The organism is Pseudomonas asplenii (assembly GCF_900105475.1).
GTDB lineage: Bacteria > Pseudomonadota > Gammaproteobacteria > Pseudomonadales > Pseudomonadaceae > Aquipseudomonas > Aquipseudomonas asplenii.
In genome coordinates this window covers 4,611,573-4,637,211 of the sequence record NZ_LT629777.1, presented here as the reverse complement: position 1 = coordinate 4,637,211, position 25,639 = coordinate 4,611,573, and the positions used below count along the sequence as shown (strand labels likewise).

The 25,639-nt window shown below is 66.1% G+C and carries 6 protein-coding genes; all 6 read right to left on the bottom strand.

Annotated elements, in window-relative coordinates; translation table 11 throughout:
- Positions 1 to 14: 14 nt before the first annotated feature.
- Positions 15 to 896: a TauD/TfdA dioxygenase family protein gene (locus BLU37_RS20890; RefSeq protein WP_090208429.1), complete on the bottom strand. Its 882-nt coding sequence runs from the start codon at positions 894 to 896 to the stop codon at positions 15 to 17.
- A gap of 122 nt (positions 897 to 1,018) precedes the next feature.
- Positions 1,019 to 1,213 (bottom strand): MbtH family protein, encoded by a 195-nt coding sequence (locus BLU37_RS20885; protein ID WP_010451602.1) that lies wholly within the window; start codon positions 1,211 to 1,213, stop codon positions 1,019 to 1,021.
- Entirely contained in the window at positions 1,203 to 1,943 is a 741-nt protein-coding gene (locus BLU37_RS20880) for a hypothetical protein (protein ID WP_090208425.1), read from the bottom strand. Before BLU37_RS20880 ends, BLU37_RS20885 begins: the two co-directional genes overlap by 11 nt.
- Positions 1,933 to 11,076: a non-ribosomal peptide synthetase gene (locus BLU37_RS20875; RefSeq protein WP_090208422.1), complete on the bottom strand. Its 9,144-nt coding sequence runs from the start codon at positions 11,074 to 11,076 to the stop codon at positions 1,933 to 1,935. The genes BLU37_RS20880 and BLU37_RS20875 overlap by 11 nt, the downstream gene beginning before the upstream one ends.
- Positions 11,076 to 15,218: a non-ribosomal peptide synthetase gene (locus BLU37_RS20870; RefSeq protein WP_090208418.1), complete on the bottom strand. Its 4,143-nt coding sequence runs from the start codon at positions 15,216 to 15,218 to the stop codon at positions 11,076 to 11,078. The genes BLU37_RS20875 and BLU37_RS20870 overlap by 1 nt, the downstream gene beginning before the upstream one ends.
- On the bottom strand, positions 15,215 to 25,633 hold the full coding sequence (locus BLU37_RS20865) for a non-ribosomal peptide synthetase (protein ID WP_090208414.1): 10,419 nt from the start codon (positions 25,631 to 25,633) through the stop codon (positions 15,215 to 15,217). Before BLU37_RS20865 ends, BLU37_RS20870 begins: the two co-directional genes overlap by 4 nt.
- Positions 25,634 to 25,639: the final 6 nt, after the last annotated feature.

Genomic DNA, 25,639 nt, shown 5'->3' with positions numbered 1-25,639 from the left:
CGCTGACAGAGGTGTCAGGTTTCGCTCCAGGGTTGCGGCTGCTCACCGAGGATGGTCACCCGTTCGCCATACCGCGAATGCGGGAAGTAGTCCCACACGGCGTGGTGCTGGGTGCAGCGGTTGTCCCAGAACACCAGGGTATTGGGTTCCCAGCGTACCCGGCAGGTCAGGATCGGCTCGCGGGCCACCACGTCGAACAACAGGCCCAGCAGCGCCTGGCTTTCACCATCGGACAACTGGACGATATGCGAGGTGAAACCGGAATTGACGAACAGTGTCTTGCGCCCGGTCTCCGGGTGGCGCACCACCACCGGGTGTTCGTTTTTCGGCAAGCCTTCGGGCGCCTGGTAACCCTTCCACGGAATCGAACCGTCGTGGACCGCCGTCAACCCCTGCAGGAAGCCCTGCATCGTCGGTGAGAGCATGTCCAGCGCCAGGTGCATATTGGCGAACAGGGTATCGCCGCCGGTGCCGATGGCCGGGATTTCCTTGATGTACAGCATCGAGCCCATCGACGGTGCGAGATCGGCGGTGCCGTCGGTGTGCCAGGCTTCCCCGGCGACGAAACGCGACTGCGCGGTGGCCCGGATGACTACCAGTTCGGCATCGTCGCCGTCGATGTCCTCCACCGGCAGCGCCCGCAGCTCACCGAACAGGCGGCCGAAAGCCTTGTGCTGTTCGACACTCAGATGCTGGTCGCGAAACACCAGCACATGGTTCTCCAGAAAGGCCCGGCGAATCTCTGCCAGTTGCTCGGGTGCCAACGCCTGGGACAGATCCACCCCGCCAACCTGCGCGCCAATGATCGGCGTCAGACGGTCGAGCGTGATGTGCTGATAAGGCGCGCGTCGCTCGCCGGCGATCCTCTCGACTGCTTTCAATGCCCACTGATCCATGTTCCCTCACCTTTCTTGAGTTATTCCTGCAATCTGCCTGGCCTGACTGCCGGGCTGAGCGGACTTGCCCGCGCTCGGCTGCACAGCAGCCGCCAAGCAGTCGACTCGGCCCCGACAGTGGCTCAGTTTCCAGCCTTGCGCAGCGAGCGCGGACGCATATCGGTCCAGTGCTTGGCGATATAGTCCAGGCAGGCCTGGCGTTCGCCCCTGGCACCCGTGGCGGTCCAGCCGATGGCCATGTCCTTGCCCTGCGGCCAGATGGAGTACTGGCCCTGGTCATTGATCACCACTTCGAACATTTCTGCTTCATTGTTCATGCTGTTCTCCAGAGAAATAACGACGAACGGCCGGAGCCGCCTCGATCAGGCAGCGACTCAGACCCTCTGCCAGCGCCCTCAATACCTGCCGTCGGGCATCAGCCTGCTGCTCGCCACTGCCGGCACGGACCAGCGCGCAGATCCGCGTTGCCCCGGCGCAGATGCTGGCGTAGGCCTGGACATCGTTGTCGGCATAGACGGCGGCCACGATTTTCGCGTAAGCCCGGCTGTTGGAATCGGCGAACGCGGCTGCGTTGGCATCGGTACTGAGCTGGGCGTAGTAGTCGGCATAGCCCAGGGCATCACCGAAGTGCTCGGCGATCATGGCCGTATTGGCCGCCGCGGTGGCATAGACCATGGCGATCTCATGGGCCCGGGCATAACCGCTGGCATAGGGAAAGGCCCGCCGGTACAAGGCGGGCAATATCGGCTTGAACGCCGCCAGCCACTCGCCGCGCCGGCCGTTGAGTCCCAGCGCGGCACGCCGATGCAACTGCTGCAAGGTGAGCATATCCGTGGTTTCGACCCCTTCGATTGCAGCTTCGAGCAATACCGGCAACACCGTCTCGGCCTGCCAGACGTGCATCAGGCGAAACGGTGGTGGTTCGCCAAACCCCGCCAGCGCCGCCTGCAAGTCGTTGCTCCAGCGCAGAGCCCAGTCCTCGGGTTGTCCGGCCAGCAGCACCGGAATCAGCTCCTGCAGCCAGTGCGCGTTCTGTTCAGGTTGCATGCTCGCCTCCCTGACCGATCGTTTCACCAATCAGCCGTGCCCAGTGACCGGCGACGATGCCGTAGTGGTCGGTATCCAGCGTTTGCCATTCGAGCAATTGCGGCAACAGTGTCTGCCAGGCCGCCTTGAGTTGATCCATCTGCCAGTTGCGACCGACGCCATACGGGTTGGCCTGGCGGGCAACGAACAATCGTGTGCAGGTGCTCGGCAGAACCGCTGGTGTGAAAGTCCCCATGCTCGCCATATTGTGCTGACAACAGGTAGTCAGTCGTTGCAGGTAGCCCTGCATCTCCCCGGACAGGCCCTGCTCGGCGGCCTGTGGCCAGCGCTGGGAAAATTCGCGCTGGAACACCTGCTCGATATCCCGCGCGTCCATGCGGGCCAGCTCGGCTCCGGCGTCCGGCGCCGGTGGATCGATCAGGTACAGCAGTGGCTGGGGCAGACCCGCCTGGTACGCCTGCGCGCACATCGCCTGGGCCACCCAGGCGCCGAACGACCAGCCGGCCAGCCGCCACTGGCAGGACTGATACGGCAACCGGGTCTGCAACGCCTGCAGGTAATGGGCCGCCCGTTGCTCGATCGTCACCGTCGGCAACTGCGGATGCTGCAGCAGCGGATCGGCGATCACGCACACGCCCAAGGTCTCGGGCAACGCCGCCGCCAGTTCGCGATAGGCCTGCACATCGCCGCCTACCGGATGCACCAGGCACAACCAGTCACGGCCGGCTCCCGGACTCCAGACGTCGAGCTGCACTGCCTGTGCCCAATCGGTGACCGGCGCCTGGGTCCGACTGCCGCCGAGCAGCGCAAGAATCTCCCGTAGGCTGACCCTGGGGCTGAACTGCGACAGTTGCAGGCCCACCCCCAACCGTGATTGCACCTCGTCGATCAGGTCGAGCAGGGTCAGCGAGTCCGCACCCAGTTCGTACAACGAATCCCCATCCTCCAGCGCATCGACGCCGAGCCATTGGCACAGGCACTCGCGCAGGTGTACTGCGGGATCCGGATCATCGTCGGCTGCTGGCACTGCCTCGGAAACCAGCGCCTTGTGCCGCTGCGGATAAAACTGTCGCGACGCTTCGATCGACGTGGTCGAAACCAGACACTGCGGCCATTGCAGCGCCAGGGCCAGGTCAAACACCTGCGCCCCCTCTTCGACCGACAAACCGACCGCCAGGTGACGCTGATGAGCCTCGTCAGCGCCGCTCACGGCGGTGGCCATGCCCCGCTCGCGCCAGATATCCCAGTTGAGCCCCATCCGCACGCAGGTGCTCGCGGTATCCGGTTGATACTGGGCGAAGCCGTCCAGTACCGCGTTGGCAGCCGCATAATCGAGGTGGCCCGCACCGCCGAGCAACGCCGACATCGATGAGCAGTACAGGACAAAACCCGGCGACAGCCGTGCGATCAGTGCCTCGACGGCCAGCATGCCGAGGGTTTTGGCCGCCATCGCGCTGTCCATCTGTCGTGCGTCGCGGTTGCGGATCAGGCTGCCGGCGCCGATGCCCGCTGCGTGAATGACCCCCGCCAGCTCGCCGTAGCGCTGCGCCAATTGCTCGACGATGGCTGGCCAGCGCACCAGATCGGTGATATCGGCCAGCACGTTATCGACCCGCTCACGATAGGCGAGCAGGTTCGGTGGCAGTTCCCCGCGCCGCGAAAGCACCACCACCCGCCGCCCTGGAGCCTGCAGCAGGTGCTCGCACAGGCTGCTGCCGATGCCGCCATTACCGCCCAGCACCAGGAAGGTACCGGTTGGCGGCAACAATGCCGAAGCCGGCAGTGGCGTCGTCGGCGGACTGGCAATCAGCCGTGGTTGCCACAGGTAACCATCGCGAACTGCCAGGCGCCGGGGCAAACCCGTCGGGTTGCCGAGCAGTGTCGCCAGCGGCACGGCCTGGCTCGCCCATTGCGCCGATTGCAGATCCAGCCAGTGAACCCGCAGCGGATACTCCTGCGGCGCCACTTCACAGACTCCGGCCAGGGCCCCCAGCTCGGGCCGGCGCACCGCACCATCGACCGCGCAGGCCTGCGCAGACAGCAGCCACAAGCGTAACCGCGTCTCCCCCGCCATCGCTCCCCAGGCCTGCAACAAGGCGCTCGGCGTATCGAGGCAGGCCCATTGGGCGCCAGCCAGACTCTGTTCGTTCACCTTGCCGCTGACCGACAGCGGCAAGGCATGCAGCCAATCCAACTCGGCCGTGCGCGGCTCAAGCAACTCGGCCAGCAAAGTCGACAACGCCTGGGCGTCAGCCGGGTCCAGTTCGAAGCGATCCGCACTCAGGCGGCGCAAGCCATTGCCGGCGCGCACTTCGACAACACGTTCATAGACGCTGCCCAAGGCCTCCAGTAACCCTCCCGCCAGCGCTTCGGCTGTGCAGACCACCAGGGTGCCGCGCTGCCCGTTGACCGGCCCGGCCTCCAGACGGCGGACCCGCACCCATTGACGCTGGTAGAACCAGTCCGGCAAGGCCTTGCGGGCAGACGCCGGCGCAGCCTCGACCGATATGGGCGACGGCACTGTGGTCGGCTGGAAGCGACAGGTTTCCAGGTCGAACGCCGACGGCGGCAGGTTCCATGGCGGCGCGGCCGAGCGCTTCGGCCAAACGATCCGGGCGCCCTCATACCAGGCCCGGAGGATGTCCTCCGGTGTCGCGTCCTGGGCCGGCCAAGCCTCGCTCGACAGCGGCACTTCGCGAATCAGGGCCTCCTCCACCAGCCATTGGCCACCGGCCTCCAGGCGCACGCCATAACGCCAGCGCTGCTGACGGCGGCCCGATTGCAGGAAGCGCAACAGCGCTTCGTGCTGGCCCGGAAACTCGTCCCGGTACGCCTTGATCGCCGCGATGTTGCGCAACAGCGCGCTGCGACTATGGGCGCTGATCAGCAGACAGGCCGGGCCGGGTGCCGTAGCGGGCTCGATCGCAGGAGCGGCCGCGACGATCACATGGGCATTGGTGCCGCCGATGCCGAAGCTGCTCACTCCGGCCACACGCCGACGGCCCTCGGGCCAGGCATGCGGCCGGGTCGGAATGTAGAACGGCGTGTGCTGCAGATCGATCTGCGGATTGATCCGGTTGAAGCCCAGGTTCGCCGGCAGTACGCCGTGATACACCGCCAGGGTGGCGCGGATCAGTCCGACCACGCCGGCCGCCGCGCCCAGGTGGCCGATCTGGCTCTTGACCGAAGCCAGTGCACAGTTGTTCGCTGGCGCCGCGCCGAAGGCCTTGCTCAAGGCCGCGACTTCGATCGGATCGCCCAGCAGCGTGCCGGTGCCATGGGCCTCGACATAGCCGATATCGACGCCGCGCAGGCCGGCCTTGTCCAGCGCCTCAGCGATCACCGCGCTCTGCCCGGCCACCGACGGTGCGGTGTAGCTCATCTTGTCTCGACCGTCGTTGTTCAGCGCCGAGGCCTCGATGACCCCGTAGATCCGGTCACCGTCGCGTTGCGCCCGAGCCAGCGGCTTGAGTACCACCACCCCGTAACCGCTGGCACCGAGCGTGCCACTGGCATCGTCGCTGAACGGCCGGCATTGGCCGTCGCGGGAAAAGATGTGCTGCGGCCGGTAGCGGTAGCCGTCGGTCAGGGTCGGGTCCACCAATACCCCGGCGGCCAACATCACCTCGGCATCGCCCTGGCGCAGCAGCGCCGCCGCCAGGTGCACGCCGATCAGCGAGCTGCCGCAAGCGGCCTGCACGCTCATCGCCGGCCCGTTGAGGTTCAGGTGATAGGCCGCCTTGGTCGCGAGGAAATCCTTGTCGTGATGCAAGGCCATCTGGAAGCCGTCCGGCAACTCGGTTTCATCGGCCTGACGCAGCAGTTGCTGGAAATAGGTGGTTTCGCCGCAACTGGCGATCAGGCCGATCCGTGGTCCCTGCGCCGAGGGCACCAGGGCCGCATGCTCCAGCGCCTGTACGCAAGCCATCAGCAGATGACGCTGCTGCGGGTCCATCAGCCGGGCCTCCTGGCGACTGATGCCGAAATACTCGGGGTCGAAATCGAGCATTGCGGCCAGTTGGCTGCGGGCGCCGACCAGTCCCTCCCCGGCGTCGAACAGCTCGACGCCCGACTCGCCCGCCTGGACCATCGCCCAGAACGCGCGCAAGTCCGGCGCGCCGGCGACGTTCACGGCCATGCCAATCACCGCCATCGGTGACTGGACAAGCTCGCCAGCGCGCGCTTGCCGCCCGGTCTCGGCCGGCGTGCTCGCCAGGTGGGCTGCCAGGCGGCGGATGCTGACCTGCTCGAACAGGTCGGCCATGCTCATCTGCAGATCGGCCTCCTGATTGTAACGGGCGTGCAGGCGCATCAGGCCGAGGCTGGTGGCGCCGGCCTCGAAGAAGCTCTGGTCGAGCCCGATCGGCCGGCCGATCACGGCTTCGAACAGCTCGCCCAGGCGCCGTTCCAGCGGGTTGGTCGCGAGCGTAGACGTGTGTGTGGCCTTGCGTTCCAGACGTTCGCCCAGCCCGGGCAACGCCTTGCGGTCGACCTTGCCGCTGGGCGTGCGTGGCCATTGTTCGATCCGCCAATAGGCGTCAATCCGCACTTGTGCCGGCAACTGCAGGGCGACCCGACGATCGAGTGCCTCGGCGGTCACTGAAGTACCGTCGAGTTGCAGGTAGGCGTTCAGTTTCGCCGACTCGGCTTCAAGGGTGACCACCGCGCCGCTCACCTCGGGCTCCTGCATCAGGGCCGCTTCGATCTGACCGAGTTCCAGGCGGTGACCGCTCAACTTGATCTGCTGGTCGTCACGCCCCAGGTAGTGCAGGCAGCCCTCGGCGTCGACCCGGGCCAGATCGCCCGTGCGATAGAACAGCCGCACGCCCCCACTGCCGTCGGGCAACTCGACGAACCGGCGGCTATTCAACGTCGGATCGCCCAGGTAGCAGCGCGCGACCATCGGCCCGGCCACCAGCAGGTAGCCCGTAATACCCGACGGTAGTGGCCGGTCATGTTCGTCCACCAGGAGCAGGCTGGCATTGCTCACCGCCCGGCCGATCGATGCACGCAGCGGCCAGTCGCGTGCCCCGCCCTCCAGGCGCAAACCGCAGACCACGTGGGTTTCGGTCGGCCCATAGTGATTGAACAGGCTCGCCTGGGGCATGCCGGCAAACCAGTTGCGCAAGGTGTCGGTACACAACAGTTGCTCGCCTGCGGTGATCACCTCGCGCAGACGCGTCGGGTAGATGCCCCGGTTCACCGCGGTTTCGGCCAGGTGCTGCAAGGCCACACAGGGCATGAACAACCGCTCGATGTCCGCCGCCAGCAGGTACTCCAGCAGCGCCGGGGCATCCTGGCGCCAGGCCGGCACGATCAGGTGGTAGCAACCGCCGCCACACAGGGTGCTGAAGATTTCCTGGAACGACACGTCGAACGACAGCATGGAGAACTGCAGGGTCTGCGCCCGCGCCGCCAGACCGCCGGCACCGCGCTGCCAGTGCAGCAGGTTGCACAGCGTTCGGTCCGAGACCTGGACCCCCTTGGGCGTGCCGGTCGAGCCGGAGGTGAACAGCATGTACAACGGCCGCTCACCCTGGTGCGGCGTACGCGTGAACACTCGTGCCGGCGCATCGAGGTCCACTCGATGGCTGGCAATGCCGTGTTCACCCAGCTGTTCAAGGGCCGCCCGGGTACTCTCGCTGAACAACAGGCGATCGGCCCCAGACTGAATCAGCACCTGGCGCAATACCGCCTGCGGATAAGCCGGATCGAGCGGCACCGCCGTCAGGTTGAGCTTGGCCAGGGCCAGCAAGGCGACGATATGTTCAACCGAGGTATCGAGGAACAGCAGCACCGGTCCCGGTGTTTCCCCCAGCGGCGGCAGGTGCGCGGCATCGCTCAGGGTCGCCGCCAGGGTATCGGCCAGTTCGTTCAGGTGGCGGTAGTTCAGCCGCTGTTGGCCGCCGACCAGCGCCGTGGCCTGCGGTGTGCAACGCACCTGATGTTCGAACCAGTCGGCCAGCGTGGCGAATGCCGGCTGTGCGGACTCGCCCCGGCTGGCTGCCGGCAAGCGCTGGCGGTACGGCAACAGCCACCGGTCCAGCGGCTGGGCCGAGGCCGTCAGGAGCCGGTCCAGACTGTCACGAAACCCATCGGCCGCCGTCTGCACCTGCGCCTGGTCGAAGTAGTCGCACTGGTATTCCCACCAGCCTGTCAGCCCCTGCGCGCTGTCCACCAGCGACAAGGTCAACGGACACTTGGCCTGCACCGGCCCCCTGAACTCCAGGCGTGCCTGGAGCCTGTCCAGCTTGGCGAAGTCGGTGTTTTCCAGCACAAACATGAAATCGAACAACGTCTGCTTGCCCGACAGGCGCAGATCTTCGACCACATCCGCCAGGGCCACGTCCTGCAAGGCCAGAACCTGACGGAGCAGATCGGTCTGTTCGCGCAGCAGTTCGTCCAGTGAATGCTGGCCCTCGACTGCCGTCGGTATCAGCACGGTATTGGCAAACATGCCCACCACATCCTCGAACTCCGCCAGGGGCCGGTTGGACACCGGGCTGCCGATGCGTGGGCGCGACAGTCCGGTCAGCGCATACAGGCTCCAGGCAAACACGCTGAACAGCACCTCGAAACGGGTCAGGCGCCGCTGTACGCAGAACCGTTCGAGCGCCGCACAGAGTGCCGGCTCCAGGTGCTGCCGGTATTGCCGGGCCTGGGCACCGCCGACACGGCGTGGCGCGACCAGGGCCGGCGAGGCTGGCGGCTGCTCACGATGGAACTGCGCCAGGGCGCGACGCTGTTGGCGATAGTACGGATCGACACTCCATTGCCGCTGCCACTGGCCGAATTCCAGCGGGGTCAGACGCACCGATGACACCGGGAGGTCGTCGCCCTGCCGGTTGGCCCCATACAGGGCGAGCAGATCGTCGAACAGCAGGTTCAGCGACCAACCGTCAACCACCGTGTGGTGCAGATGCAGCAGCAGCCGGGCACTGCCGTCGGCGAACGGTAGCAGCCAGGACTGGAACAGCGTCGCCGTGCCCAGGTCGAACGGCGTGGCGAACACCAACTCGGCGAAAGCCTGCCAGTTGTCCTCGGTGAATTGCCCGCGGGGCAGACGTCGACAGGTCGTGCCCTGTTCATCGATCAGTTGGTCGAGCCCCTCCGGCCCGGCGACGAAACGCGTGCGCAACGCGCCATGGCGCTCGACCAGTTGCCCCACCGCCGTGCCCAACGCATCCAGATCGACCGAGGCCGGCAGGTGCAAGATCATCGGCACGTTGTACGCCGTCGAATCCGGCTCACGCTGCTGCAACAACCACAATCGGCGTTGCTCGGCAGTAGCGGGCAGGCGCCGGGCGCTACTCGGCGCCGGTGCCGGCGGGTACGCAGCACTGGAGCCCTGCGGCTCACTCAGCTTGGCAGCCAACCCGGCGAAGGGTTCGCCGAGCAACTGCTGCATACTCAGCTCCACCTGCCATTGCTGGCGGATCGCCGAACGCAGCCGCAGGGCCTTGAGCGAGTCGCCACCGCTGCCCAACCAGTCATCCCCGGCACCGAGCTGTGGCTGGCCGAGCAGGGTTCGTACCTGCGCCAGCAGCCAGGACAGTTCCGCGCCCTCCTCGTTACCCGCCGCCAGATCGTCCGGCCGCGGGGCACGCCATGGCTGGCGGGCCTCCTCCAGCAAGCGCTCACGGTCAACCTTGCCATTGGCGGTCAAGGGCAGGCGCTCAAGCAGAAACAGGTGGTGTGGGCGCATGTAGCCCGGCAGCTGCGCCTGCAGATAAGCGTCGAAATCGGCATGCTCCAACGGCCCCCGCGGCACGATAAAAGCCAGCAACTGATGGTCCTCGGCGGCCTGGCGGCGTGTGCAGACATAGGCCTGGGCGACACCCGGATGTTCGATGATGCGCTGTTCGACCTCCCCCGGTTCGATACGAAAGCCACGGACTTTGACCTGGCGATCGGCGCGGCCGACATATTCGATCAGACCGGACTCGTTCTCCCGCACCCGATCGCCGGTGCGATAATGCCGCTGCAACTGGCCGGCGGCGTCCGGCAAGACGAGGAAACAGCGTGCAGTCTCCTCGGGGCGCTGGCGGTAGCCCTGGGCGACCCCGCTGCCGCTCAGATACAGCTCGCCGACGGTTCCCGGGGTAACCGGTCGCTGCTGCTCATCGAGAATGCGCACCCCGGTATCGGGCAAGGGGCGGCCGATGGGCACCGAGGCCCCGCTGAAATGGCGGGCAATCGGCTGGCACAGGGCGAACGTGGTGCATTCGGTCGGCCCGTAGACATTGAAGATCTGGCAAGCACTGTCCGGGTTGGCCCGGTACCAGTCGCGCACCGCCACCGCGCTGATCTGCTCGCCGCCGATCAGCACCTGACGCAGGCTGGCAAAGCAGCGCGGGTATTGCCGGGCCAGGGTATTGAACAGCGACACGGTCATGAACAGGCTGTCGACCCGCTGCGCCTCCAGCACATGGGCCAGTTGCCGGGCGTCGAGCAGGTCGTCGTCAGCAACGATCACGCAGGTACCGCCGTTTAGCAGCGGCGCCCAGAGTTCGAAACTGATGGCATCGAAGGCCGGGTTGGCCAGGCAGGCGATTCGATCGCCGGGACGGATATCGATGTAGCCCCCCGACTGTACCAGCCGCAACAGGCCACGCTCGCCGACTTCCACCGCTTTCGGCGTGCCGGTCGAACCCGAGGTGTAGAACAGGAAACTCACCGCTGCCGGCTCATCGGGCAGGGCCAGCGGGGTCTCTGCCACGTGCTCCAGCAGCGTCGAGACATCGGCCTGCCACAAACGGTTCGACAGTTGCGCGAGTGCTTCGTCCACCAGCAGGCCGACGCAACCGCTGTCTTCCAACATCTGCGTCTGGCGCCCGCTTGGGCTGGCACGGTCCAGCGGCACCACCACGGCGCCGACCTTGAGTGCGCCGATGATTGCCGCAAGCCAGCGCCAGGAACGCGGCATGCACAGCGCCAACGACTGGCCGGGAGCCACGCCGCGCGCGAGCAGCGCCTGAGCGATACGCTCACTGGCGGCGGCCAGTTCAGCATAGCTCAGGGTAGAGCTGAAGGGTGCCTGCCGGTCGATCACCGCCAGGGCCAGAGGCCTTGTCCTCACCTGTTCGGCAAAACGTCCGAGCAGGGTTGCAATGGCTTGCTGAGCGTTATCCATTACGCCTCCTGCGGCAGAGAATCGGCTGGCGAGGTCACAACGATGTCGAACCGCCGCAACTCCTGTTCCAACGTCCTGGCGACGCGCTGCAGCTCCACCGTCTCGAGCATGTCCCAGTGACCGCCATTGACCAGCCTGGCCAGATAGCCCTCCCCCGCCCGGCGCCGCCAGAAGCTGCGCAGGCCATGGAGCTGGGCACGATTGAAGCCTTCACGGGCCTGGATCAGCACCACCCGCCCGGCCTTGGGCGCACAAACGTAGTCCGCCACGGCCATGCGGTTGTGGTTGTAGATCTGGAAATAGCGCTCGACCTGGGCATCGTCGATGCCGGGGTACATGCCGTTGAAGCGCACCAGCTTGTCGCGGAACTCGGCCATGTCCACCGGGGCCATCTGCTGGCGATAGGCGCTGTTGTCAGAGCCCTGGGTATCGAGCAGCACCACGGTGACCTGGCGATAGCCCGCTGCGGTCAGGCGCCGGGCCATTTCATAGGCCACCAGCCCACCGAACGACAGCCCGGTGAGAATCAACGGTTGTGCCAGCAGCGGCTCGATGAGCCGCATGTAGGCAACGGCCATCGCCTCGACCGTGGGTTCGGTGGTCTCGCCAGGATTGAGCCCTGGCGACTGCACACCGTAGACCCCCACCGATTCGTCGAGGACCTTGGCCAGCGACAGATAGCAGAAAGCCGTACCACCGGCCGGGTGGATGCACACCACATTGCGCTGACCGGCGCCACGTCGGAACTCGATCAGGCTGCCTTGCGCCGTGGTCGGCCCGGCGCCCGAGCGAATCCAGCCGCCCAGGGCCTCGATGGTCGGATGGCCGATCACCACGCGGATCGGCAGCTCGATGCCAAATACCTCGCGGACCTGATGCGCCATCTTGATCGCGGCGATGGAGGTGCCTCCGACATTGAAGAAGTTGTCGCGGATACCGATCTGCGAAGCCAGCAGCAGGCCCTTCCAGATCTGATAGAGCGCCAGTTCGATATGGTCGCGCGGGCTCGACAGATTGACCTGACGGTTCGCCAGATCGTGGTCGGCCATGGCCCGCAGGGCATCACGGTCGATTTTGCCATTGGCGGTCAGCGGCAGCGCCTCCAGCCACAGGTAGGCACTGGGCAGGACCTGCGCCGGCAGGGTCAGCGCCAGGTGTTCATGGGCCGCCGCTTCCTCGGGACGCGTGGCCGCAAAGCTGCAACAGGCCACCAGACGCTGGTGCTGCGCGCTGTCGCCAACCATCAGCACCACCGCGCGGCGCACACTGGGGAACGCTTCGAGCCGGGCCTCGATTTCTCCCAGTTCGACCCGCACGCCACGCAGCTTGACCTGAAAATCGTTGCGGCCCAGGAATTCCAGTTCGCCGTCGGCGCGATAACGCGCCAGGTCGCCGCTGCGGTACAGGCGCTCGCCGGGCACGAACGGACTGTCAATGAAGCGTTCAGCCGTCAATGCCGGCAGCCCCAGGTAACCACGGGCCACACCGACACCGCCGATATGCAGGTGACCACTGACGCCAACCGGCACCGGTGCATCGTGCTCGTCGAGGACATACAGGTGGCTGCCGGCAATGGGCCGACCGATGGGCAGTTGCCGGGCCGGCACCTCGGCGCCGGGTTGCAGGGTCCAGACACTGTTGATCACCGTGGTTTCGGTGGGGCCGTAGACGTTGTGCAGGCGCGCTTCGGGCAATACTTCCTGGAAGCGCCGGGCAATCGCCGGGGTCAGTTCGCCACCGCCGCAGAAGACATTTCGCAGATCCTGGCACTGACTGACCTCATCGACCTCCAGAAACAGCTGCAGCATCGCCGGCACGAACACCAGCGCCGAAACCCGCTGCTCGCGCACCGTCCGTACCAGATAGTCTGGCTCGAGATGGCCGCCAGGGCGGGCCAGCACCAGGCGCCCGCCCATGGCCAGCGGCCAGAGCAGTTCCCAGGCCGAAGCATCGAAGCCGAACGGAATCTTTTGCAGCATGCTCGCCTGCTGACCGTCAGCACAGATCTGCTGACACCACAACAACAGGTTGCTCAGGCCACGATGGGCAACCATCGCGCCCTTGGGCAGCCCGGTGGTACCGGAGGTGTAGATCACGTAGGCCAGGTGCTCGGGTGTCAGGCCGATGTTCTGCGGGTCGGGGTTGGCCACGGAGCGTTCAGCCCACTGGGCCGCGTCACTGTCGAAATCCAGCACCGGCACTGCGCATTGCGCCACGCCGAGTGTATCGCGCAGCAACTGTCGCGTGGCGCCCTGCCCCAGGACCACCCGTGGCTCGCTGTCGCTCAGCATGTGGCCCAGGCGCCCGACCGGATAGGTCGGATCCAGCGGCACGTAGGCACCCCCGGCCTTGAGCACCGCAAGGATCGCCACCGGCAGCGCCAGCGAGCGCTCCAGACACAACGCCACACGCACATCGGGGCCGACGCCGAGGCTGCGCAGATGGTGGGCCAGGCGGTTGGCACGCTGGTTCAACTCGGCGTAGCTGAGCGATTCGCCCTCGCACAGCACCGCACAGTCTTGCGGCGCAGCCGCCGCCCGGGCTTCGATCAATCGATGCACACAACCGGGTTCCCGGGCCAGCGGCGCACTGCGGTTCCAGTCGAAGACCATCTGCTCGCGCTCGGCCTCGGTCAGCAGTTGCAACCGGCCAATCGGCTGTTTGGCGTCAGCCGCGATCTGTTCGAGCAACTGCCGGTAATGGCCGCTCAGGCGCGCCACGGTACTCGCCTCGAACAGGTCGGTGTTGTATTCGATCACCAGTTGCAGGCCCTGAGCCTGTTCCACCAGTTCAAAGGCGAGGTCGAACTTGGCGGTGGCGCTGCTGGTGCCGTAGGACGCCAGGCTCAACCCCGGCATTTCGACCGCCTCCCCAGGAGTGTTCTGCAACACCAGCATCACCTGGAACAGCGGCGAATAGGCCGTGTCGCGCTCGGGGTTGACCGCTTCGACCACCCGTTCGAACGGCACATCCTGATGGGCATGGACCTCCAGCATGCGCGTGCGCACGTCACGCAGCAGCTCGGCGAAGGTCCACTGCGGCTGCAACGGGTTGCGGATCACCAGGGTGTTGACGAAGTGGCCGATCAGCGGTTCGATCTCGGCCTGTCCACGGTTGGCGAACGGCGTGCCGATGCACACTTCCTGCTGACCGCTGTGACGCCACAGCAGCACCGCCAGTGCCGCCATCAACACATTGAACAGCGAGCCCTGGGTCTGCCGCGCCAGGTCCTGCAGTTCGCGCAGGGTACCGCCGTCGATGCGACTGACCAGGGTCGCCCCGGCATAACGCTGCACCCGGGGCCTTGGGCGGTCGGTGGGCAGCGTCAGCAACGGCGGCGCATCGGCCAGGGTCCGCCGCCAGTAGTCGAGCTGCGCCTGCAAGGCTTCCCCGCTCAGGCGGCGCTGTTGCCAGCAGGCATAGTCGGCATATTGCACCGCCAGTGCCGGCAGACTCGACGGCCGGCCTTCGAGGTAGTCGCCGTAGAGGGTCACCACTTCGCGCAGGATGATACCCATGGACCAGCCATCGGCGATGATATGGTGCAGGTTGTACAGCCACAGGTGTTCCTCGTCCGCCAAACGCAACAACGCGGTGCGCAACAGCGGCCCCTGTGACAGGTCGAACGGCGCTCGCGCGTCCTCGGCCACCCGTGCCCGTACAACCGACTCGCGCTCGGCGGCTGGCAACGAGCGCAGGTCGGTGACCGGCAACGACAACGGACGATACTCATGAACCCGCTGACACGGCTCGCCATCGTGGTCGCCGAAGGTGGTACGCAGCACTTCGTGGCGGCGAACCAGTTCGTTCAGGGCCCGCTCCAGCACGGCGACATCCAGCCGCCCCTTGAGCAGCAGCGCATTGGGGATGTTGTAGAACGGATTGCCCGGCTCCAACTGGTCGAGAAACCACAACTGTCGCTGGGAAAACGACAGCGGCAAGGGTGCCGTGCCAGCTGCGCGTGGGACGATGCCCTCATTGGCGCTCAACCGCTCGATCAAGACCGGCTTGTGCTGCTTGAGCGCCTGCAGCAGCTCTTCGTTGAGAAAGCCCTTGGGCGCCTTGCAGCGCAATTTGTCGCCATCGACTTCCAGCACCACGCCATGACGGTCGAAAAAGGCCAGCAACTGATCGGCATTCATATCTCAATCTCCTCCATGTCGCTGTCGTCATCCGTGTGCGTGTGACTGAACGCCTCGACCTGGGCGCTGCGCTGTTCGCCTTCGGCGCGCAGGCCACCGACCATCGAATAGATCAGTTGATGGCTCGACCCCAGGTCGAACAAGGCCGGCAACGTCTGTTCGTCGATCGAGCCCATGCCGCACACCCCCAGGCCATGGGTGGCCGCGGTCATGATCAATAGCTGGGTCATGGCCCCGGCCTCGATATGGCAGAAATCGCGGCTGCGCTCGCCATAAAGCGGCTGGATCGCGGCCATGTCGGCGATGAGGAACAGCGAGAACGCGGCGTTTTCGTAGACCGGGCGATTGACGAAGTAATCGTAGGTATCGGGATCGAGTCGCGATTGTTCGCCGATTGCCAGCAATTGGTGCTGCACCGGGTCGTAGTAGTAGGCCCCACCGGACACCCCGGCGACCCGTTGCGGCTTGATGTACAGGTAGGCCTGCAGCGGATAAAGGCCACCCGCCGAAGGGAACTGGTACTTCACCTCACCGTCCAGTTGCCCGCGTGACAGTCCGGCCAGCCAGTGGGCGAAGGCCTCGGTGGCAATCGCCTGCAACTCGTAGCGGCGCACCGAACGGCAGTCACGCAAGCGCTGGGCGAAGCCGGCCTGCGTCGGCAAGGCCAGCGCCACTGCCGGCAACGCCTGGGCGAAACGTCGGCGCCCGCGCTCGTCAGCCTTGAACTGCTGGCGTACTTGCGGATCCTCGATCACCGCCTCGCTCACCGCCGCCGACGGCTGCACGCGACCGGTCGGTGGTTGGCTGGCCAGGTTGCGGCGGTACAGTTCCAGCAGGTTGGCCAGGGTCGGCTGGGCCAGCAGTTGCGCCAGGTGCGGCCGGAACTGCAGCTCGGCGGCCAGCGCGTTGCTGATTCGCACGATATCGATGGAAGTGGCGCCCAGGCTCAGGAGGTTGGCGTTACCGGCAATCGTCTCGCGCTTGAGCAACTGCTGGACGATCGCCACCAGCCGTTGCTCGCGGGGCCCCTCAGGTACCAGTGACGGCCCCGATTGCTGGTCCTCCAGTGGTTGTGGCAGGCGGCTTTTGTCGACCTTGCCATTGGCCGAGAGCGGCCAGGCCTCCAGGAAGGTGAAAGAGCTCGGCACCATGTAGGCAGGCAGCTTGTCCGCCAGGTAGAGCGCAAAATCGCCGGCCTGCAACTGCTCGTCGCTCTTGATGAGATAGGCCGCCAGGCGTTTTTCGCCGAGCTGTTCGCCGAGAATCCGCACCACCGCGCTCTGCACGCCGGGATGACGGTTGAGTATGGCTTCGATCTCGCCCAATTCGATGCGATAGCCCTGAACCTTGACCTGGTTGTCCTCACGCCCGAGGAATTCGATATTGCCGTCGGGCAGCAGGCGGCCGAGATCGCCGGTGCGATACAGCCGCTCGCCGGTCGCCGGGTGCGCGAAGAAGCTCGTAGCGCTCTGTTTCTCGTCGCGCCAGTAGCCCTTCGCCAGGCCGATACCGCCGATATACAACTGCCCGGGCACCCAGGTCGGACGCGGTTGCAGCGCCTCGTCGAGGACATGAAAGCGCTGCTGGTCCAGCGCCTTGCCATAGGGAATGCTGCGCCAGACGGGGTCGACCTGGCCGATCGGGTAACAGATCGACCAGATCGAGGCTTCGGTCGCGCCACCGAGGCTGATCAGCTCGATGGCTGGCTGCAAGGCCCGTGCACGTCCCGGCAGGTTCAGCGCAATCCAGTCGCCGGACAACATCGCCAGGCGCAGGCAGGCAGGCAACACACCGCCCTCTTGCTCGACGGACTCCAGCAACAGCCCGAGCAGTGCCGGCACCGAGTTCCAGAGGCTGACCCGATGGCGCTCGATCAGCTCGCGCCAATGCAGCGGGTCGAGTGCCAGGCGCGGGTCGAGCAGCACCACTGCCGCGCCGACGGCCAGGCTGCCGAAGAAGTCATAGACCGACAAGTCGAAGCTCAGCGACGAGATCGCCAGGACCCGGTCCTGTGGGCCGACGGCAAAGCGCCGATTGATGTCCAGCAGGGTGTTGACCGCCCCCCGGTGATCGATCACCACGCCTTTGGGCACGCCGGTCGAGCCGGAGGTGTAGATGACGTAGGCCAGGTGCTCGGGGCTCAGCTCGACCGCGTGCAACGAGACCTCGCGGCTGTCGGTGACCTCGCTGACGCTGATGACCTCGACCAGCGTCGACCAGTCGCTGTCTGCTTTCAGACCGGGCTGGCCGAGCAGCAGACGGGTTTCGGCGCGTTCCAGGATATGCCGCACCCGCTGCGCCGGCAGTGCCGGATCGATCGGCAGGTAGGCGCCCCCGGCATACAGAATCGCCAGAGTGGCCACCAGTTGTTCCCAGCCACGCTCCATCATCACCGCGACCAGTTGGTTGGGCTGTACGCCCCGGGTCTGCAAGTGTGCTGCGAGCTGACGGGCCTCGCGACGCAGCTGCTGGTAGCTCATCTGCCGCATCGGCGCAATCAGTGCGACAGCCTCGGGGGTCGCCAGGGCCTGGCGCTCGAACAGCTCGTGCATCAACAGCGATGTGGTCGGATAAGCCGGGGCTGGCGGCAGGCACGCCTGCGGCAACAGCCCGGGCGTGTTCGCGGCCCAGGCTGCGGGTTCGAGCAGACGGTCGAGCAGGCTGTTGTAGGCGGCGAACATCTGCTCGACCAGACCTGCGGGGAACAACTCGTCGATGCTGTCCCAGTTGAACAGCAGCCGTCCTTCCAGTTCCAGCAGGGTATGGTCGATCCACACCTGCGGGGTCTGGGTGATGCTGTGCACGTTCTGCGCCTGCAGGGCGTCGGCCAGGTTGTACTCGGCCTGTTGCGTGGCAGCCTCGGACAAGGTGCTGTTGAACACGATCGGAATCGCTGTCTGCTGCGCCCCGCGGGCCTGGGACAGTTCGCGCAGCACACGCACGCCGCTGACCACCGCATGGTCGATGTCCTGCCACAACTGCTGCTGGATCGCCCGAGCCTTGTCGGTAAAACCGACGCGGCCGTCGATCCGCACCTCCAGCAGCACCAGCGAGGTGAAGTCGCCGATGATCGAGTCGACATCCGGGTGCAGCGGCAATCGATTGAACAGCGGCAGGCTGAGGGTGAAACGTGGCTGGCGGCTCCACAGCGCCAATACCTCGCTGAAGGCCGTCAGCAACACCACCGACGGGGTCACGCCAAACTGCTTGGCCAGAGCCTTGATCCGGCTCCAGTGCTCAACCGACAGTTGCCGGTCGCGCCGGGTGAAATGCGGCGTGGCGATGCTCTGCGGCTGGCACACCAACGGCAGGTCGGGGGCCGGCGCCAGGCTGGTGACCCGCTCGCGCCAATAGGCCAGGGCCCGCTCGTAGCGTACGCCACTGCGCAACTGGTGTTCGGCCAGTACGTAATCGCGGAAGTTCAGCCCCGGTGCGGGTAGCATCCGTTGCGGTTCCAGGTAGAACCCCATCAGTTCGCGCGCGAGGATCTGGCTGCTGGCGGCATCGACGATCAGCGCATCGAGGCTGATGTGCAGGTGGCTGATGTCGTCGTCGAGCAGGGTCAGGCTGAACTCGAACAACGGCCAGCGGCTGGCGTCCAGCACCTGGTGGGACAGGCGTTGGCGATTGCCCTCCAGCGCCTGTTGCGCAGCTTGTTTGTCCATGCCGCGCAGGTCGACGCAGGGCATGCAATACGTCGGTACCTGTTCCAGGACCTGCTGGGTGCCATCGCTGAGGAACACCGCCCGCAGCATGTCGTGGCGCTCGATCATGCGGTTCAGCGCGTGCTCGAAGCGCGGCACATCGAAGTCGCGAATGCGCAGCTCCTCGTAGCCGTGGGCGCTGACGCCGCCGAGGCTGACCGTAGACTCGCGGCCGAACCAGTAGGCCTGCTGGATATCGGTCAGGGGGAACGGCTGGTAACGGTTGAGCGGATCCGGCGCAATCACGCTGAAGGCCGGTTCACTCTGGATCTGCTCGTCGCGGCTGGCACGGATCGCATCGATCAGTTCACCCGGCGTCGGCGTTTTGAACAGGCTGCTCAAGGACAATTGCGCAGCCATCCGCTGATTGATCGCATACACCAGCCGCGTAGCCAGCAGTGAATGGCCGCCCAGTTCGAAGAAGTTGTCCTGCAGACCGACCCGCTCGCACCTGAGCACTTGCGCCCAGATATCGGTCAATTGCACCTCGTCGGCTTCCCGGGGTGCCACGTAGGTGCTGCTGGATACTTGCTCCGGTGCCGGCAATGCGCGGCGGTCGAGCTTGCCGTTGCGGGTCAGCGGCAGGTTCGCCAGGGACACCCAGGCACTGGGGATCATATGCTCGGGCAACTGTCGGCGCAGTGCCTCGCGCAGCACCTCGACCGGGGCCGGGCCAACGATATAGGCCACCAGTCGTGGGTCGCCCGGGGCATCTTCGCGCAGCAGCACGGCGGCTTCCAGTACACCCGGCTGTTGCTGCAGCAGGCTGTCGATTTCACCCAGCTCGACGCGGAAACCGCGCAGCTTGATCTGCTGGTCGATACGCCCCAGGTACTGCAGGTTACCGTCGGGCAACCAGCGCACCTGGTCGCCGCTGCGGTACATGCGCGCGCCCGGCTCGCTGCCGAATGGATCGGGCAGGAAGCGCTGGGCGGTCAGTTCCGGCTGGTTCAGATAGCCACGCGCGAGGCAGGCGCCGGCAATGTACAACTCACCGGGCACGCCCGGCGGCACCAGGTTCAGTGCCTCGTCCAGCACATACAGCCGGGCCTGGTTGATCGGCCGACCGATCGGTGGTGCCTCGGGCCAGTCGGCGGCAGCGGCGCAAGCCAGGCTGAACTGACTGACCACATGGGTTTCGGTCGGGCCATACTGGTTGTACAGGTGCGAGCCCCCCAGCCCCTGGACGAACGCGCGCAGTTCGTCATTGACCCGTAGCGCCTCTCCGGCGGTGACGATATCGCAACCGCCGAGTGGCGCGGACGCGTCGGTGCTGCCCAGGCCAGTCACCTGTTGCAGCACCGCGAACGGCAGGAAGGCCCGCTGCACACCATCGGCCACCAGGGTCGGGCGCAAGGTGGCGAGATCCTTGCGTGCCTCCTCGTCCATCAGCACCAGGCAGCCCCCCTGACACAGGGTGCTGAAGATTTCCTGGAACGACACGTCGAAGTTCAACGAGGCGAATTGCAGCACCCGCTGCGCAACCGGGGCCTGTGCGGCGGCGTCGAGCAGTTGCCAGTCGATCAGGTTGTCCAGCGCCCGATGGGTGTGCACCACGCCCTTGGGCCGGCCGCTGGAGCCGGAGGTGTAGAGCACGTAGGCGAGGTTGTCCGGCTCGATCGCCACCTCGGGACGGGTGTCCGGCTGCTCGGCCCAACGCAGCGCGTCGGTGTCCAGGCAGTAGAGTGGCAATGGGTTGGGGCCGACCGGCAGCTTCTCGCGCAGGCTGGAATGGGTCAGCAGCAGGCTCGGCGCGGCATCGCTGAACATGTAGGCCAGGCGTTCGGCCGGATAGGCCGGATCGAACGGCACATAGCCGGCGCCGGCCTTGAGGATCGCCAGCAGGCCGATGACCATATGCGGCGAGCGCTCCAGGCTCAGGCCGACCCGGTCCTCGGGACCGATGCCCTGCCCGCGCAGAAAATGCGCCAGACGGTTGGCCGCCCTATTCAGCTCAGCGTAGTCATATCGTTGTTCGCCCTGCTGCAGTGCGCCGGCTTGTGGCGTGCGCTGTACCTGGGCCTCGAAGCGCGCCAGGAAGCCGACTTGCGGAGCACGATCAGCGCGGTGGCGACTCCAGTCGTGGAGCAGTTGCCGCTGTTGCTCGGGAGACAGCAGGTCGAGGCTGGCGACCGTTTGCTCGCTGTCGGCAACCATCTGCGTGAGCACCCGGCGCAGGTATTCGCCGAAACCTTCGACCGTCGCGGCGCAGAACAGCCCCGAGGCGTACTCCAGGCCACCGACGATCTGCCCGTCGCACTCGCTGAGGGCCAGTTGCAGATCGAACTTGGCGACCTGCTGGTGGCTTTGCAACGTCTGCACCTGCAGGCCCGGCAGCGCCAGTTGCCCGGACTGCCCCTGTTCCCAGGCGAACAGCACCTGGAACAGCGGGCTGTGGGCCAGGCTACGTGGCGGGTTGAGCAGTTCGACCACCTGTTCGAATGGCAGATCCTGGTGCTCCTGGGCCTGCAGCGCCACCTGACGGGTGTATTGCAACCACTGGCTGACACTGGGGTTGCCCGTCACCTGCAGGCGCAAGGCCAGGGTATTGACGAAGAAACCGATCAACGCTTCCAGTTCGCTGCTCGGGCGGTTGGCCGAAGGTACGCCGATCACCACATCGGACTGCGCCGAAAGCCGTGCCAGCACCAGCGCCCAGCCGGCAAGCAGGGTCATGAACAGCGTCGTGCCCTGGCGCCGACTCAGCTCCTTGAGGCTGCGGGTCAAGGTCTCGTCGAACAGCAACGGCACGACAGCGCCGCGATAATCCTGTACCGCCGGCCGCTTGTGGTCGGCCGGCAGTTCCAGCAATACCGGCGCCTCGGCCAGGGCTTCGCGCCAATAGCGGCTCTGGCGCTCCAGCACTTCACCGGTCAGCCATTGGCGTTGCCAGGCCGAGTAGTCGACATATTGCAGCGCCAGTTCCGGCAAGGGGTCGGCGCGATCCTCCAGCGCAGCGGCGTACAACTGGCCCAGCTCACGGGTCAGGATGCCCATCGACCAGCCATCCGAGACGATATGGTGCAGGGTCAACAGCAGCAGATGATCGTCATCCGCCAGGTGGACCAGCACGGCTCGGATCAGCGGGCCGTGTTCCAGATCGAAGGTCCGGGCGCCCTCCTCGCTGACCAGGCGTTCGACGTCGGTGCCGGCAACGGCGCTCAGCCGTTCGAGCTTCAGGCCTTGCCCGGGTTCGGCGATCACTTGTCGTGGCTCACCTTCGACACTGATGAAGCGGGTCCGCAAGGCTTCGTGACGCTCCACCAGTTGCAGGAGGCTGCGCTCCAGCGCCGGCACCTGAAGCGGACCGCGCAATTGCAGGTTCAGCGGCATGTGGTAAGCCGCGCTAGCGCCCTCCATCTGTGCCAGGAACCACAGGCGTTGCTGGGCAAACGACAACGTTTGCGCGCGACCCCGCGCGACACGCACGATGGCTGCCCGACGGCTCTCCCGCGCGCCTTCCAGGCTGCGGGCGAAGAGTTTCAGTTGCGGGGTGGCGAACAGTGCCGAGGCCGCGACTTCGCGATCAAGCTGACGACGAATCCGCGCGATCACTTGCATCACCAACAGGGAATGCCCACCCAGGGCGAAGAAACTGTCGTCGCGTCCGACCCGCTCGACACCCAGCACTTCGCTCCAGATCCGCGCCAGAGCGTTTTCCAGTTCGCCTTGCGGGGCCACGTAGTGGCGTTGGTCGAAGGCGGCGGCGTCCGGCGCCGGCAAGGCCGTGCGGTCGAGCTTGCCGTTGGCGGTCAGCGGCAAGGCATCGAGGCGCACGAAGGCCGTCGGGAGCATGTAGTCAGGCAGGTTCAGCGCCAACTGTTCGCGCAAGATGCCAGGGCTGGTGACTCCGGCCTCGGTTTCAACGTAGTAGGCAACCAGCCTGGGCGGTGCGTCTGCATCGCTGCGCAACAGCACCACCGCGTCACGAACCCCGGCGACGTCGACCAGGCGTGCTTCGATTTCGCCCAGTTCCAGCCGCAGCCCCCGCAGTTTGGCCTGGGAGTCGTTACGGCCGAGGAACTCCAGGTTGCCGTCGGCTCGGCAGCGCGCCAGGTCGCCGGTACGGTACAGGCGATCCCCGGCCACGAACGGGTTGTCGATAAAGCGCTCGGCATTCAGTTGTGGCTGGTTCAGGTAGCCGCGGGCGACACCACCGCCGCCGATATGCAATTCGCCAGCAACGCCGGGCGGTACCGGCGCGCCGAGGGCGTCCAGCAAATAGACGCGGGTATTGGCCAGTGGCCGGCCGATGGGCAAACTGGCGTCGGGCGCTGGTTGGGCCGGAAATTCGAAGCAGGTGCTGTCGATACTGGCCTCGGTCACCCCATAGGCGTGCACGATGCGCACCGCCTCGCCACACAGCGCGCGCAACTGGCGGGCGCCATGGGCACTCCAGGTATCCGAGCCACAGACCACGGTATAGAGGAACGACAGCCCATGGCCGGTTTCCTCGGCCCAGGCCAGCAGCGGGTTGAGGACCGCAGGTACAAAGTCGGCGAAATCGATCTGCGCCTCGTGCAGCAGCCGGTACAGCGCCGGCGGATCCATCAGCACCTGGCGTGGGCACAGCACCAGTTCGCCGCCGAAACACAGGGCGCGGATCAGGTCGGCGCTGAACACGTCAAAGGAAAACCCGGCCATCTGCAGGTGGCGCAGGCCCGGGCGCAGGGCGTAGAGATTTTCCCAGGCGGCGCTCACCGCCAGCAAGCCACGATGCTCGACCATCACGCCCTTGGGCTGACCGGTCGAACCCGAGGTATAGATGACATAGGCCAGGTGACGCGAGGTCAGGCCAAGCGTGTGCGGCGCCAGGTCCTGTTCCGACTGGTCGGCCCAGCGCGGGGCATCCTCGTGCAGATCGAGCAGCACCGGTTGTTCTGCCACGCCGTCGAGAGCCGCGCGCAGTGCCTGGCGGGCCGGACCGTGGCTCAACAGCACCGCCGGCGCGCTGTCGATCAGCATGTGGCGCAACCGCGCCTGCGGGTAGCCAGGGTCCAGCGGCACATAGGCACCGCCAGCCTTGAGCACCGCCAGCACCGCCAGCGGCATCTCCAGGCTACGCTCCAGGCACAGGCCCACGCGTACGTCCGGGCCGACGCCCAGGGCCCGCAGTTCATGAGCCAGGCGATTGGCCCGGGCATTGAGTTCACCATAAGTGAAGCTGTCGTTGCCACAGCGCACGGCAATGGCCTGGGGATCACGGCGCACCTGCGCTTCGAAGCGCTCGTGCAGACAACACTGGGCGTCGAAAGCCTGTTCGCTGCCGCTCCAGTCCCGCAACTGGCTATCGCGCTGATCGGTACTGAGCAGCGGCAATGCCGCGACCGACTGCTGTGGCTGCGTCACCATACCTTCGAGAACCTGGCGCAGGTAGCCGGCAAAACGTGTCACCGTTGCTACGTCGAACAACGCGCTGGCGTACTCCAGGCCACCGCTGATGCGACCGTCCTGCTCGGCCAGCACCAGCGTCAGGTCAAACTTGGCCGCCTGATGACGGCTGCGCAGTGGCTGGCTGTCCAGGCCGGCCAATTGCAACGCACCGGGCTCGGTGTTTTCCCAGGCGAACATCACTTGGAACAGCGGGCTGTAGGCCTGACTGCGCTGCGGATTGAGGAGTTCCACCACCTGCTCGAACGGCAGTTCCTGGTGTTCCTGGGCACCCAGTGCCACCGCACGGGCCTGTTCGAGCAGTTGCACGCAGGTCGGCGCTGCGGCCAACGACAGCCGCAGCACCAGGGTGTTGACGAAAAAGCCGATCAGCCCCTCGGTTTCCCGGCGAGTGCGGTTCGCCACCGGAGTGCCGATCAGAATGTCGTCCTGACCCGACAGCCGTGCCAGGACCACCGCCCAGGCGGCCAGCAAGGTCATGAACAGCGTGGTGCCATGACGCAGGCTCAGGGCCTTGAGTTGCTGGGTCAGGGTTTCATCAAGCAGCAACGGCTCGAAACCACCCTGGTACTGCTGCAACGCCGGGCGTGGACGGTCGCCGGGCAACTCCAGCAAGGCCGGTGCCCCGGCCAGGGTGTCACGCCAGTAGTCGCCGTGACCGGCCTGACTCTGCTCGGCAAGCCAGTCGTGCTGCCATCGGGCGTAGTCGGCGTATTGCAACGACGGTGCTGGCAACGGGTCGTCCAGCCCTTGGCGAAAGGCCTCGTAGAGTTCGCCCAGTTCGCGGGTCAGTACCGCCATCGACCAGCCGTCGCAGATAATGTGGTGCAGGGTCAGCAGCAGGACATGCGCCTGTTCACCGAGGATCAGCAGACGCCCGCGAAACAGCGGGCCGTTATGCAGATCGAACGAAGCCCCGGCCTCCTCGTCCGCCAGGCTTGCCACCTGCGCCTCGGGGTCCGTATGCGTGGCGAGATCGTGGATCTGCCAGGAAAAGCCGCAATCGGCCGCCGCGATCAGTTGGAGCACCTCGTCGTTATCGGCGACGAAGGTCGTGCGCAAGGATTCGTGACGGGCAACCAGGCAATCCAGCGCCCGTTTCAGCGCCGGCCGGTCGAGGGCGCCGTGCAGGCGCAACCCGAACGGCACATGGTAGGCGTCGCCACCTCCGGCCAGTTGGGCGAGAAACCACAGCCGCTGCTGCGCGAAGGAAGCCCGTGGCGGCGTGCTGCCCCGCGGTGCCGGAATGATCTTCGACCGTTTGTGCAAAGCGGCGAACTGTGCCGGCGTCATTTCACGCAACGAGGTTTTGTCGAACATGAGAGG

Excerpts from the sequence above, each read along its gene's own strand:
- BLU37_RS20890 (WP_090208429.1), bottom strand. The coding sequence starts at position 896 with ATGGATCAGTGGGCATTGAAAGCAGTCGAGAGGATCGCCGGCGAGCGA.
- BLU37_RS20870 (WP_090208418.1), bottom strand. The coding sequence starts at position 15,218 with ATGAATGCCGATCAGTTGCTGGCCTTTTTCGACCGTCATGGCGTGGTG.
- BLU37_RS20885 (WP_010451602.1), bottom strand. The coding sequence starts at position 1,213 with ATGAACAATGAAGCAGAAATGTTCGAAGTGGTGATCAATGACCAGGGC.
- BLU37_RS20865 (WP_090208414.1), bottom strand. The coding sequence starts at position 25,633 with ATGTTCGACAAAACCTCGTTGCGTGAAATGACGCCGGCACAGTTCGCC.
- BLU37_RS20880 (WP_090208425.1), bottom strand. The coding sequence starts at position 1,943 with ATGCAACCTGAACAGAACGCGCACTGGCTGCAGGAGCTGATTCCGGTG.
- BLU37_RS20875 (WP_090208422.1), bottom strand. The coding sequence starts at position 11,076 with ATGGATAACGCTCAGCAAGCCATTGCAACCCTGCTCGGACGTTTTGCC.